This window comes from Streptomyces sp. NPDC051105, assembly GCF_040682795.1.
GTDB lineage: Bacteria > Actinomycetota > Actinomycetes > Streptomycetales > Streptomycetaceae > Streptomyces.
The window spans coordinates 139,630-152,069 of the sequence record NZ_JBFBBR010000005.1; the positions used below are offsets into that span (position 1 = coordinate 139,630).

At 69.4% G+C, this 12,440-nt stretch carries 10 protein-coding genes; 1 reads left to right on the forward strand and 9 read right to left on the reverse strand.

Going from position 1 to position 12,440, the window contains the following annotated elements; genetic code table 11:
* Positions 1 to 45: 45 nt before the first annotated feature.
* The 6 genes from AB0N16_RS14230 to AB0N16_RS14255 all read right to left on the reverse strand — a co-directional run bounded on the left by AB0N16_RS14230 (position 46) and on the right by AB0N16_RS14255 (position 7,027).
* Positions 46 to 885 (reverse strand): shikimate dehydrogenase, encoded by an 840-nt coding sequence (locus AB0N16_RS14230; protein WP_365796427.1) that lies wholly within the window; start codon positions 883 to 885, stop codon positions 46 to 48.
* Positions 886 to 1,206: 321 nt separating this feature from the next.
* Positions 1,207 to 2,949 (reverse strand): endolytic transglycosylase MltG, encoded by a 1,743-nt coding sequence (gene mltG, locus AB0N16_RS14235; protein WP_365796429.1) that lies wholly within the window; start codon positions 2,947 to 2,949, stop codon positions 1,207 to 1,209.
* A gap of 122 nt (positions 2,950 to 3,071) precedes the next feature.
* A complete protein-coding gene (gene ruvX / locus AB0N16_RS14240) occupies positions 3,072 to 3,536 on the reverse strand; it encodes a Holliday junction resolvase RuvX (RefSeq protein WP_365796432.1) in 465 nt (154 codons plus the stop codon).
* Positions 3,537 to 3,552: 16 nt separating this feature from the next.
* A complete protein-coding gene (alaS, locus tag AB0N16_RS14245) occupies positions 3,553 to 6,225 on the reverse strand; it encodes an alanine--tRNA ligase (protein WP_365796434.1) in 2,673 nt (890 codons plus the stop codon).
* Entirely contained in the window at positions 6,225 to 6,572 is a 348-nt protein-coding gene (locus AB0N16_RS14250; protein ID WP_365796436.1) for a hypothetical protein, read from the reverse strand. The genes alaS and AB0N16_RS14250 overlap by 1 nt, the downstream gene beginning before the upstream one ends.
* 11 nt (positions 6,573 to 6,583) lie before the next feature.
* Entirely contained in the window at positions 6,584 to 7,027 is a 444-nt protein-coding gene (locus AB0N16_RS14255; RefSeq protein ID WP_365796438.1) for a DUF948 domain-containing protein, read from the reverse strand.
* A 155-nt stretch (positions 7,028 to 7,182) separates the two neighbouring features.
* Here AB0N16_RS14255 and AB0N16_RS14260 point away from each other — a divergent pair, with 155 nt between their 5' ends.
* Positions 7,183 to 9,348, forward strand: coding sequence for an AAA family ATPase (locus tag AB0N16_RS14260; RefSeq protein WP_365796440.1), 2,166 nt, complete (start codon positions 7,183 to 7,185; stop codon positions 9,346 to 9,348).
* Between the two features lie 26 nt (positions 9,349 to 9,374).
* Here AB0N16_RS14260 and rpsD read toward each other — a convergent pair whose 3' ends face one another.
* From rpsD to AB0N16_RS14275, 3 genes are all read right to left on the reverse strand, one after another.
* The gene (gene rpsD / locus AB0N16_RS14265) at positions 9,375 to 9,989 is read right to left on the reverse strand and encodes a 30S ribosomal protein S4 (protein WP_351707197.1); all 615 of its coding nucleotides are present in this window, start codon (positions 9,987 to 9,989) and stop codon (positions 9,375 to 9,377) included.
* 304 nt (positions 9,990 to 10,293) lie between these two features.
* On the reverse strand, positions 10,294 to 11,649 hold the full coding sequence (locus AB0N16_RS14270; RefSeq protein WP_365796442.1) for a replication-associated recombination protein A: 1,356 nt from the start codon (positions 11,647 to 11,649) through the stop codon (positions 10,294 to 10,296).
* A gap of 43 nt (positions 11,650 to 11,692) precedes the next feature.
* Complete coding sequence (locus AB0N16_RS14275) at positions 11,693 to 12,349, reverse strand: vitamin K epoxide reductase family protein (protein WP_365796444.1); 657 nt, start codon at positions 12,347 to 12,349, stop codon at positions 11,693 to 11,695.
* Positions 12,350 to 12,440: the final 91 nt, after the last annotated feature.

Sequence of the window (12,440 nt, forward strand, 5' to 3'; positions counted from 1 at the left end):
GAACCCGGCCGCCGGTCCAGCAGACGGACGCGGAGGTGGACCCGGTCAGCGCTCGGCGAGTGCCTTCTCACCGGCCCTGCGCATGGCGTCCAGCGGCGCCGGGCCACGGCCGGTCATCTGTTCGACCTGGAGCACGGCCTGGTGCACCAGGAGGTCGAGGCCGCTCACCACGGCTCCGCCGAACATGGACCAGCGTGCGGCCAGCGCCGTGGGCCAGGGGTGGTAGAGGACGTCGAAGAGGGTGGTGGGGCGCTCGGGTACGGCGGCGGCGAGGGCGTCCGTGGTGCCCGCCGGGGTGGTGGCGATCACCAGGGGGGCGTGCAGGGCCTGTTCGGCATCGGCCCAGTCGGCGGTCCGCACGTCCACGTCGAGCCGCTCGCCCCAGTGCCGCATCTCGGCGGCGCGCTCCTCGCTGCGGACGTAGGCGACGACCTCGCCGGTGCAGATCCGGGAGAGCGCGGCCAGCGCCGAGGAGGCGGTGGCGCCGGCGCCGAGGACGGCGGCGGAGTCGACCTGCTCGATGCCGTGCTCGCGCAGCGCGGCGACCATGCCGGGGATGTCGGTGTTGTCCCCGAGTCGACGACCGTCCTCCGTGAAGACGACCGTGTTGACCGCGTCGACCGAGGCGGCCGTCTCGCTGATCTCGTCGACCAGCGGAATGACCGCCCGCTTCAACGGCATGGTCAGCGACAGCCCCGCCCACTCCGGTCCCAGCTGCCCGAGGAAGCCGGGCAGCCCGGCCTCGTCGACCTCGAAGCGCTCGTACGACCAGTCGGTGAGCCCGAGTTCGTCGTAGGCGGCCCGGTGCAGCACCGGGGAGAGCGAGTGGCCGATGGGCTTACCGAGCACAGCGGCCCGGCGGGCATCAGTTGCCCGAAATGGCATTTGATTTGTCCTTGCGCCTCGCGGCTCCGATAAGGCTCGTGATTATACCGGTCACCCCGAAACCGTCACTCACCAGAACAATGTCACAACGGGCGCGCCGGAACCGTGAAGGCGATACCCGGATACGCCCGTTCACGATCCCGGTCAGACGTGATCCGACCTGTTGACACACGTGCTGGTAAATATGCCAGCGTCGCCGGATTCCCCGATACAGGCCTTGAGAGTGACCGAGGTCCCCCTAGGCCGGCACCGCTGCGAACCCTAGGACGGCGACACCCATGTCACGCAAAGGGCGAGTAACACGAGTTGATCATGCCCAGCTCAGCTCTTCTTCTTGGATGCGTTCCACTCGTTCACCAGCTTCTCGTGCTCGGCGAGGGTCTTGGTGAACTCGCTGGTCTTGCCGTCCATCGAGATGAAGTAATACCAACCGTCATCAGTCGGGTTGAGCGCGCCCTCCAGCGCTTCCTCACCGGGGTTGTCGATCGGCCCCGGAGGCAGCCCCTTGGTGTAGTACGTGTTGTACGGGTTCTTGTAGTTCCGCAGTTCGGCGATCGACAGGTCGATCTTGCTCTGGTTCTTCACGTAGTTGTACGTGGAGTCGAACTCCAGCGCCCCGTAGGTCTCGGGGTTACCAGGCTTGAGACGGTTGTAGACCACTTCGGCCATCTTGCGGAAGTCATCGTGGCTCGTGCCCTCGGCCTGGACCAGGCTGGCCACCGTCAGCAGTTGCCACGGCCCGTCGAGGCCCAGACTGGTGGCCTTCTTCTCCAGACCGAGTGTCTGGTACTGCTCGGTGGCACGGGCCACCATCTCCTTGAGAACGGCCTTGGGCTTCTGCCCCTTCGCGACGGCGTAACTGGAGGGGTAGAGGAATCCTTCCAGCGGGTCCTTCAGGTTGGGGTGGTTCAGTGCCCACTTGGGCAGGCCGAAGGACTTGTACTCCTTCTTCGCCACGCTCGCGGTCGTCCCCTTCGCCACAGCAAGACGCTTGTCGATCAGCTCGTAGACCGCGGAGTTACGCAGCCCCTCGGCGATGACCAGGTTGTTGTGGCTCTTGGGGCTGAGCATGAGTTCCACAGCGCTGGCCGCGGACATGTGCTTCTGCAGCGTGTAGACGCCGTCCTGGATGGACTTGCCGTCGGGGTTCGCCTGCTGTGCGGAAACGAACGCGTCGACGCTCTGGACTACGCCGGCCGACTTCAGGATGCGGCCGATGTCGTAGCCGCCCGCGCCCTTGGGGATCGTGATGGTGGTCGTCTCGCCATTACCGCTGCCCGCGTAGTCCAGGCCGGCGCCGAAACGATTTTGGTAGAAGTGCCAGCCGTAGTAGCCGACCCCGGCAGCACCGCCGCCGAAGACCAGGCAGACCACCAGACAGGCGCAGCCGTTGCGGCGCTTCTTGGCCCCCTTGCCGCCCTTCGCGTCCTTGCCGCGGCCACCACCGCGGCGCCCTTTCGGGTCGTCGTCATCCTCGTCGTCATCGTCGTCGGCGCCCGTGAAGAAGGGGTGCTGCTCCTCCTCCTCGGCGACGGGCTCCGGCTGCGTCTCCGGCTCCGGGTCGCGCCGGCGGCCGGGTGGCTCCGGCGGCGGGTAGGCGTCCTCGGTGCCGTAGAAGTCGGGCTGCTCCCCGCCGTACGCCACCGGCTGCTGGCCGTAGGGGTCGCCCGGGTCGGCGGCGTAGGGGACCTGGCCATGGGTGCCGGTCGCGTCCCAGCCGCCCTGGTGGTACTGCTGCTGGGCATGGCCGGCGTACTGCTCGTCGTATTGCTGGTCGTACTGCTGCTGACCCTGTCCGTCGGCGTACTGAAGCTGGCCCTGTTCGTCGTAGTACGCGTACTGCTGCTGGTCGTGCTGCTGGTCGTACCCGCCCTGCGGGTGCTGACTCCAGTCGCCGTACTGCTGCTGCGGCTGCTGCGGCTGCTGCGGATAGTGCTGCGGCTGACCGCCGTAGGGGGACTGCTGACCCACGTGGGCCTGCTGTCCTCCCCATCCGTCGTCCCCGTACAACGGGTCCTCCGGATGCCACGGTTCGGAGCCTTCGCCCCGGCCATACTCAGTCATCGATCCCCTAGAGCCGCGAGGCGGCGCGTCACGCGGCTGGTGGGCCGACTGTCGTACCGCTTCTTGCTGTGCGGTGGCTGTTCGAAAACCATCGCATCGCGCGGAACGTTACCGTATCGCGATCAGATGACCACTTCGACGCCCTCGCCGGGTGGTTTACCTGACACCCGTTCGGATTCCAGCGCCTGCTGGAGGATGATCACAGCGGCGGCCTGGTCGATGACCGAGCGGCCCTTCTTCGACTTCACCCCCGAGGCGCGCAGTCCCTGACTGGCCGTCACGGTCGTCATCCGCTCGTCGACCAGCCGGACCGGCACCGGTTTGATGCTGTCGGCCAGCTCCTGGGCGAAGCCCCGGACCTTGACGGCGGCCGGTCCCTCCCCTCCCTTGAGGGAGCGTGGGAGTCCGACGACGACCTCGATCGGTTCGTACTCCTCGACCAGTTGCCCGAGCCGGCGGTGGGCCGCCGGGATGTCCCGGCCTGGGACCGTCTCGACCGGGGTGGCGAGGATCCCGTCGGGGTCGCACGAGGCGACCCCGATCCGGGCGTCCCCGACGTCGATGGCGAGTCGACGTCCTCTGCGCATCTTCGTGACCGTTTTCTTACTTGGCGGTCTCGGCCACGAGACGCTGGACGGCGTCGATGGCCTCGCCCACGGCGGCCGGGTTCTGGCCGCCGCCCTGGGCGACGTCCGGCTTGCCGCCGCCACCGCCGCCGAGGGTCTTGGCGGCGGTGCGCACCAGGTCACCCGCCTTGAGGCCGCGGTCGCGGGCGGCGTCGTTGGTGGCGATGACCGTGAGCGGCTTGCCGTTGTTGACCGTGAACAGGGCGACCACGGCGGCGCGTCCGCCCTGGATGCGGCCGCGCACGTCGAGGACGAGCTTGCGCAGGTCGTCCGGGGTGGTGCCGTCGGGGACCTGCCCGGTCACCACGGCGATCCCGCGGACGTCCTTCGCGGAGTCGACCAGACCGCCGGCGGCCTGGAGCACCTTCTCCGCACGGAACTTCTCGATCTCCTTCTCGGCGTCCTTCAGCTTGCCGAGCATGGCGGAGACCTTCTCCGGAAGCTCCTCCGGGCGGCCCTTGATCAGCTCCTGGAGCTGGGCGACGACCGTGTGCTCACGGGCCAGGAAGTTGTAGGCGTCGACACCGACGAGGGCCTCGATACGGCGGACCCCCGAGCCGATCGACGACTCGCCGAGCAGCTTCACCAGGCCCAGCTGGGCGGTGTTGTGCACATGGGTGCCGCCGCACAGCTCCTTGGAGAAGTCGCCGATGGTCACGACGCGCACCCGCTCGCCGTACTTCTCGCCGAACTCGGCGATGGCGCCCTGCTTCTTGGCCTCGTCGATGCCCATGATGTCGGCGCGCACGTCCAGGTCGCGGGCGAGCACCTCGTTGATCTTCTGCTCCACGTCGGTCATCACGGCCGTCGGAACGGCAGACGGCGAGCCGAAGTCGAAGCGGAACCGGCCGGGCTGGTTCTCGGAACCGGCCTGCGCGGCCGTCGGGCCGAGGGCGTCGCGCAGCGCCTGGTGGGTGAGGTGAGTGGCCGAGTGGGCACGGGCGATCGCGGTGCGACGGCGCTGGTCGATCGCGGCGTGGGCCTTGGCGCCGACCGTCACCTCGCCGAACTGGACGACGCCCTTGTGGACGTAGACACCCGGGACCGGCTTCTGGGTGTCGCGGATCTCGACGACGGCACCGGAGTCGACCTTGATCCGGCCGGTGTCGCCGATCTGGCCGCCGCCCTCGGCGTAGAACGGGGTGCGGTCCAGGACGATCTCGACCTCGTCGCCCTCGGTGGCGGCCGGCGAGGAGACGCCGTCGACGAGGATGCCGACGATCGTGGTCTCGCCCTCGGTGTCGGAGTAGCCGATGAAGTCGGTCTCGCCGGTCTTGTCGGCGATCTCGCGGTAGGCGCCGGCGCCGGCATGCCCGGTCTTCTTGGCCTGGGCGTCGGCCTTGGCGCGGTCCCGCTGCTCCTTCATCAGGCGGCGGAAGCCGTCCTCGTCCACCTCGAGGCCCTGCTCGGCGGCCATTTCGAGGGTGAGGTCGATCGGGAAGCCCCAGGTGTCGTGGAGCAGGAAGGCCTTGTCACCGGCGAGGACCGTGCCGCCGGCCTCCTTGGTCTCGGTGACGGCGGTGTCGAGGATGTTGGTGCCGGCCTTCAGCGTCTTGAGGAAGGCGTTCTCCTCGGCGACGGCGACCTTCTCGATGCGCTCGCGGTCGGTGACCAGCTCGGGGTACTGCTGGCCCATCATCCGGATGACGGTGTCGATCAGTTCCAGGACGACCGGGCCGGTGGCGCCCAGCAGCCGCATGTTGCGGATGGCGCGGCGCATGATGCGGCGCAGCACGTAACCACGGCCCTCGTTGCCGGGGGTCACGCCGTCGCCGATGAGCATGACCGACGTCCGCATGTGGTCGGTGACCACGCGCAGCGAGACGTCCGAGCCGTGGGCGTCGCCGTAGGCCACGCCGGTCAGCTCGGTGGCCTTCTTGATGACGGCCATGGAGGTGTCGATCTCGTACATGTTCTGCACGCCCTGCAGAATCATGGCGAGACGCTCCAGGCCGAGGCCCGTGTCGATGTTCTTGCTCGGCAGCTCACCGAGGATCTCGAAGTTGTCCTTGCCGATGCCCTCGCCACGCTCGTACTGCATGAAGACGAGGTTCCAGATCTCCACGTACCGCTCGTCGTTGACGGCCGGGCCGCCCTCGACGCCGAACTCGGGGCCGCGGTCGTAGTTGATCTCGGAGCAGGGGCCGCAGGGTCCGGGGACGCCCATGGACCAGTAGTTGTCCTTCATGCCGAGGCGCTGGATGCGCTCCTTCGGCACGCCGACGACGTCGTGCCAGATGCGCTCGGCCTCGTCGTCGTCCTTGTAGACGGTGATCCACAGACGGTCCGGCTCCAGGCCGTAACCGCCCTTGTCCTGGGGGCTGGTGAGCAGCTCCCAGGCGTACTTGATGGCGCCTTCCTTGAAGTAGTCGCCGAAGGAGAAGTTGCCGCACATCTGGAAGAAGGTGCCGTGCCGGGTAGTCTTGCCGACCTCTTCGATGTCCGGTGTGCGCACGCACTTCTGCACGCTGGTGGCGCGGTCGAAGGGCGGCTTGACCTCACCCAGGAAGTAGGGCTTGAAGGGCACCATGCCGGCCGGGACGAGGAGCAGAGTCGGGTCGTCCGCGATGAGCGACGCCGAAGGGACGACGGTGTGCCCGCGCTCCTCGAAGAAGCTCAGCCAGCGGCGGCGAATCTCTGCCGACTCCATCAGTGGTCCTCATTCCGGTCGTACGAGTACGTCGTGTTCTCGATGTACTTCGGGTTGCTGCGGTTGTTCTCGATGGCGGTGAGCCGCCGGGGCGCGGGGAGTTCGGGGTCCGCGTTGATGCCCAGCGCGTCCCCCAGCTCCGCCTCCCGCTGGGCCATGTTGTCGCGGACGTCGAGCGCGAAGCCGATCGCCCGGTCCTTGATCCGGTGGCCGGTCTCCAGTGCCTTGTTCGCGGCGGTGGCGGCGAGACTCTCGGGGGTCAGCTGCCTGAGCTTGCGGTTGACCTTGGTGGTGGCCCAGACACCGGCGGCGACACCGGTGGTGAACCAGAAGGTACGGCGGAACATCTGCCTGGCTCCTACTTTCCCCGGTTCTTCCGCCGTGCGGCGGGCACGGTCCGGCCCACGATCACGGTACGCCCGGGCTTCCGGGCGGGCACGTCCTCCGCCTTGCGGCCGGTCAGTGCCCGGCGCACGCCGTAACCGAACGCCGCGACCTTGACCAGCGGGCCGCCGAAGGTGGAGGCGACGGTGGTCGACAGTGCGGAGGCGTTGGAGGTGACCTCCTGGACGTCGGAGGCGATCGCGTCGACCCGGTCGATCTGGGTCTGCGCGGAGCGTACGGCCGCGGAGGCGTCGGCGAGCAGCGGGACGGCCTGGTCGGTCACATCCGCCACGAGCTTGGTGGTCGCCTTGAGCGTCTGGGCCAGCCTCACGAGAGCCACCGCGAGGAAGGAGACCAGGATCGCCCAGAAGACGGCCACCAGGATCCCGGCCACCTCTCCACCGGACACTGCGCGCACCCGCTCCCTGAAACGTGCCTCGAATATCGAAAAAGTCTGCACCGAGCCTATCGCGCCGGGCGTGGGACTCCGTACCGGATTACCCGCGCGCTGGAGGTGGAGTTTGCGGGAAGTGATTGTACGGACTGAACACGGTTAAGTACGCTCCGTGTCCCATGCGAGGTCCTCAGCGCCCCGGCTCTTCGGCGGACGGCAATCTGCCCCTGGAACTGACCGCGTTCGTGGGTCGCTCGGCCGAACTCGGCGAGCTGGCCCGGGCCCTGGAGTCCGGCCGGCTGGTGACGGTGACCGGGGTCGGCGGGGTCGGCAAGTCCCGGCTCGCGGCCCGGGCGGCCGCCGCGGCGGCGCCCCGGGACGGGGTGTGGCGGGTGGAGCTGGCGGCGGTGCGCGATCCCGGGTTCGTGGAGTACGCGGTCGTGGAGGCGCTGGGCCTGACCGACCACACCACCCGGCTGCCGCGCGAGACGCTTCTGGAGCACCTGGCCGGCCGCCGTTGTCTGCTGCTGCTCGACGGGTGCGAGCACCTGGTCGGCGGATGCGCGGAGCTGGTGGCCGAGCTGCTGCGGCGGCTGCCCGACCTGACCGTGCTGGCGGTGGGGCGGCGGCCGCTGGGCGTGGCGGGTGAGCGGCTGTTCCCGCTGGCGCCGCTCGGCGAGGACGAGGCAGTGGAACTGCTCACCGAGCGCGCCGAGCGGCAGGGGCTGGCGGTCCGGGACCGTGCGGAGGTTCGGGAGGTGTGCCGGCGCCTCGACGGGATCCCGCTGGCGATCGAGCTGGCGGCGGGCCGGCTTCGGGCGCTCTCGCCGGGGCAGCTGCTGGAGCGGCTCGACGACCGGTTCCGGCTGCTGACCGGCGGCGGGCGCGACGTCCTCCCCCGCCATCAGACGCTGCGCACGGCGATCGGCTGGAGCCATGAACTGTGCACCCCCGCCGAGCGGTTGCTGTGGGCACGGCTGTCGGTGTTCGCGGGGACCTTCGACCTGGAGGCCGCCGAGTACGTGTGCGGCGGGGACGGGCTGTCGTCGGAGAACGTCCTGGACGTGCTGACGGAGCTGCTCGCGCAGTCGGTGGTGTCCCGGGAGGAGACCCCGACGGGGGTGCGCTACCGGATGCTCGACACCGTACGGGCGTACGGCGCCGACTGGCTGGCGGCGACGGGGGACGCGGGGCGGCTGCGGCGCCGGCACCGCGACTGGTTCATGGGGCTGGCGACCTGGTGCGAGCTGGACTGGTTCTCGCCGCGGCAGGGCGAGGTGGCCGCGCGTGTCGAGGTCGAGCTGCCGAACCTGCGGGCCGCTCTGGACCACTGTCTGACCGAGCCGGACGAGGCGCATCTGGGCCAGTATCTGGCGGGCTCGCTGTGGTTCTGCTGGGCGGGCTGCGGACGGCTCTCGGAGGGGCGGCGCTGGCTGGAGCTCAGTCTGGAGCTGGACTCGGAGTATCCGCGGTCCCGGCTGAAGGCGCTGTGGGTGCTCGGCTATGTGGCGATCCTGCAGGGCGACGCGGTGCCCGCGCTGGCCGCGCTCCAGGAGTGCCGGGAGGAGGCCGAGCTGGTCGCCGACCCCACGGCGGTGGCGTACGCGGAACATCGCACCGGCTGTCTGGCCCTGGTCACGGACGACATGGCTCGGGCGGAGACGCTGCTGCGCTCTGCGCTCGGCCGGTACCGGGAGATCGGCGAGCTGAACAGCAATGTCCTGATGGGCCAGGTCGAGCTGGCGATGACCAGGGCGTTCCTCGGCGATCTGCCGGACGCGGTGCGGCTGTGCGAGGACGTGCGCCGGGTGTGCGAGGACCACGGTGAGCACTGGACCCGGTCGTACGCGCTGTATGTGCTGGCGTACGCGGCCTGGCGGGACGGCGACCACGCGGGCGCCCGCGAGCTGCTGACCGACTGCCTGGGCCATGCGCACGGCTTCCATGACCTGCTTGGCTCAGTTCTGTCGATCGAGCTGCTTGCCCTGGTGACGGTGGCGCAGGGCGATCCGGCGGAGGCGGCGGTGCTGCAGGGCGCGGCGGGTCGGATGTGGCCGTCGGTGGGGCTGCCGCTGTTCGGCTCGGCCCACTACAACGCCCCGCACGAGCTGTGCGAGGCGACGGCCCGGCAGGCGCTGGGCGAGGAGCGGTACGCGGAGTGCGTACGGCAGGGCGCGCTGCTGGACCGGGAGGCGGCGGTGGCCCGGGCACTGGAGTACTTCGGGGTACGGCCGCTGGACGCGCTGCCGTCGCCGCGCGGGCCGGTACGGCAGCGCCGGGACGGTGCCGGAATGCGGAAGCCCGCCGCCTCGCCCACCCGGAAGGGCGGGGAGACGGCGGGCTGACGCTGAGTGCTGCGCGGGGGCTGGGATCAGCGGGCGTAGTACTCGACGACGAGCTGCTCGTCGCAGATGATCGGAACTTCCTTGCGGTTGGGCTCGCGGTCCAGGCGGAACGCCAGGGCCTTGAGGTTCACCTGCAGGTAGCGCGGGATCTCGCCGTCGGGGGCGAAGCCACCCTCACGGGCGATCTGGAAGAGCGTCTTGTCCTTCGAGCGGTCGCGGACCTGGATGACGTCGTCCGGACGCACGCGGTAGGACGGCTTGTCGACCTTCTGGCCGTTGACCTGGATGTGGCCGTGGACGACCATCTGGCGGGCCTGGTAGATGGTGCGGGCGATGCCCGAACGCAGGACCAGCGCGTCGAGGCGACGCTCCAGCTCGATGATCAGGGCCTCACCGGTCTTGCCCTGCACCTTGGAGGCACGCTCGTAGGCGCGGACGAGCTGACGCTCGGACACGTCGTACTGCGCGCGCAGACGCTGCTTCTCGAGCAGACGGACCTTGTAGTCCGAGTTCTGCTTGCGGCCGCGGCCGTGCTCACCCGGCGGGTAGGGACGGGCCTCGAAGTACTTGACGGCCTTCGGGGTCAGCGCGATGCCGAGGGCACGCGACTTCTTGACCTTGGGGCGGGACTGGTTCGCCACTTGTCTCTTTCTTCCTTCTGATATCCGGCTCGTCAGGGTTAAGGGAGGTCGCAATCCGCAGCCGGGGAAACCCGCCGGTACCCGTTGCCGGGCCTGGTGGGCAGCCGCTCCCCTGGTCTGGGCACATACGTGCAGCACGCGAGTGGCCCACCGACCGTTCTCGCCGTACGGCGAGTGGTGGTGGGTTGCCCGCGACACCGTTCGACGGTGCGCGACGCTCCTGGAACCTCCTTGCGGAGGCTCCGGCCGACTGTCCCGCTCTGACAGCGCGGGACTCAGCGCTTCGAGGGATTCTACAGGCTGCTCAGGACCGCCTGCGACCGAGGTGCTTCCTGGTCCATTCGACCGCGTCCGCGTAGCGGGCCTCGGAGCCGTGCCGGGTCGGGGTGTAGTACTCGCGGTCCTTGATCGGGTCCGGGGCGTACTGCTGCTCGGCGATGCCCTCGGGCAGGTCGTGCGGATAGACGTACCCCTGCGCGTGCCCCAGCTTGGCGGCGCCCTTGTAGTGCCCGTCCCGCAGATGCGGGGGCACCTGTCCGGCCAGTCCCTTGCGTACGTCCTCCAGGGCGGCGCCGATCGCCATGGTCGCGGAGTTGGACTTGGGGGCCAGGGCGAGGGCGATGGTGGCGTGGCTGAGGGTGAGGGCGGCCTCCGGGAAGCCGATCATGGCGACGGCCTGGGCGGCGGCCACCGCTATGGGCAGGGCGTTCGGGTCGGCGAGCCCGATGTCCTCGCTGGCGGAGATCATCAGGCGGCGGGCGATGAAGCGGGGGTCCTCGCCGGCCTCGATCATCCGGGCCAGGTAGTGCAGGGCCGCGTCGACGTCGGAGCCCCGGATGGACTTGATGAGGGCGCTGGCGACGTCGTAGTGCTGGTCGCCGTCCCGGTCGTACTTCACCGCGGCCCGGTCGACGACCTCCTCCAGGGTCTGGAGGCCGATCTCCGCCTCGCCCTTGTCGAGGGCGGCTCCGGCGGCGGCCTCCAGGGCGGTCAGGGCGCGGCGGGCGTCGCCGCCGGCGATCCGCAGCAGGTGCTCCTCGGTGTCCTCGGGGAGGGTGACGGAGTCCTTCAGGCCGCGCTCGGCGGTCAGGGCCCTTCTGAGCAGGCCGCGGACGTCGTCGTCGGTGAGGGGTTCGAGGGTGAGCAGCAGGGAGCGGGAGAGGAGCGGAGAGATCACCGAGAAGTACGGGTTCTCGGTGGTCGCGGCGATCAGGGTGACCCAGCGGTTCTCGACGGCCGGGAGCAGGGAGTCCTGCTGGGCCTTGCTGAAGCGGTGGATCTCGTCGAGGAAGAGGACGGTCTCCTTGCCGTATCCCCCGGTGGCGCGGCGGGCGCCCTCGATGACCGCGCGGACCTCCTTGACGCCCGCGGTGATCGCGGAGAGTTCCACGAACCGCTTGTTGGTCGCCTTGGAGACGACGTACGCGAGGGTCGTCTTGCCGGTGCCGGGCGGTCCCCAGAGGATCACAGAGGAGGGGCCGGCCGGGCCGCCGGAGCCCTCGCCGACCAGTCTGCGCAGCGGGGACCCCGGCTTCAGCAGATGCTGCTGGCCCACCACCTCGTCGAGGGTGCGCGGGCGCATCCGCACCGCCAGGGGGCTGCCGGTCGGGTCCTTCTCCTGGCGTTCTTCTGCGGCTGCGGTGAACAGGTCGGGTTCCACGCTGAAACCCTAAGACACGGCACTGACAATGCGGCGTGCGCTGTCAGCTGGTCCAGAAGTCCCACCAGCGGGTCAGGATCAGCATGCCGATGATGCCGATGTGCAGGACCGGCAGCACCCAGGTGAACTCGCCGAAGAACGACTTCAGCCACGTCGGGGCAGGCAGGAAGCTCTTGCGGATGTTGAAGGACGTCACGTACCAGAACATGATGATCGTCGCGACCCAGGCCAGCGAGCACCACAGGCACAGCGCGTTGATCCGGTACAGGGACTGGAACTGCAGCCAGCTGCAGAAGCCGACGCCGAAGAGAGTGCCGAAGTTGAAGGTCAGCCAGTACCAGCGCGGGAAGCGGGCGCGGGCCAGCAGGCTCATGCCGACGCAGATGACGATGCCGTAGCAGACCAGGCCGAGCATCGGGTTGGGGAAGCCGAAGGCGGCGGCCTGCTTGGACTCCATGACGCTGCCGCAGGAGACGACCGGGTTGAGGCTGCACCCGGGGGTGAACGTCTTGCCCTCGACCTTGGCTTCCAGCAGCTTGAACTTGTCGATCGTGATGACCCAGGCGGCCAGCAGCCCGGCGGCGCCGGTGATGATCAGCAGCAGGCCGAAGGCGATGCTGCCGCCCTCGGTGCGCGGTGCTGCGGAGGCGTGCTCGGGCTCGGGCTCGGTGGAGACGTCGTGGACTGTCGTCTTGCTCATCACGCCGATTCCGTCTGTTTGAGAGTTGGAACTTCTTCGGGCAGGGGCCATTGTGCCGCACGAGGCGCCCTGTCCACCGTTCGGTGGACAT

What these genes read in the sequence shown, in the direction of transcription:
- mltG (WP_365796429.1), bottom strand. Translation starts at nt 2,949, where the DNA reads ATGACTGAGTATGGCCGGGGCGAAGGCTCCGAACCGTGGCATCCGGAG.
- AB0N16_RS14250 (WP_365796436.1), bottom strand. Translation starts at nt 6,572, where the DNA reads ATGTTCCGCCGTACCTTCTGGTTCACCACCGGTGTCGCCGCCGGTGTC.
- AB0N16_RS14230 (WP_365796427.1), bottom strand. Translation starts at nt 885, where the DNA reads ATGCCATTTCGGGCAACTGATGCCCGCCGGGCCGCTGTGCTCGGTAAG.
- AB0N16_RS14260 (WP_365796440.1), top strand. Translation starts at nt 7,183, where the DNA reads ATGCGAGGTCCTCAGCGCCCCGGCTCTTCGGCGGACGGCAATCTGCCC.
- alaS (WP_365796434.1), bottom strand. Translation starts at nt 6,225, where the DNA reads ATGGAGTCGGCAGAGATTCGCCGCCGCTGGCTGAGCTTCTTCGAGGAG.
- AB0N16_RS14275 (WP_365796444.1), bottom strand. Translation starts at nt 12,349, where the DNA reads ATGAGCAAGACGACAGTCCACGACGTCTCCACCGAGCCCGAGCCCGAG.
- ruvX (WP_365796432.1), bottom strand. Translation starts at nt 3,536, where the DNA reads ATGCGCAGAGGACGTCGACTCGCCATCGACGTCGGGGACGCCCGGATC.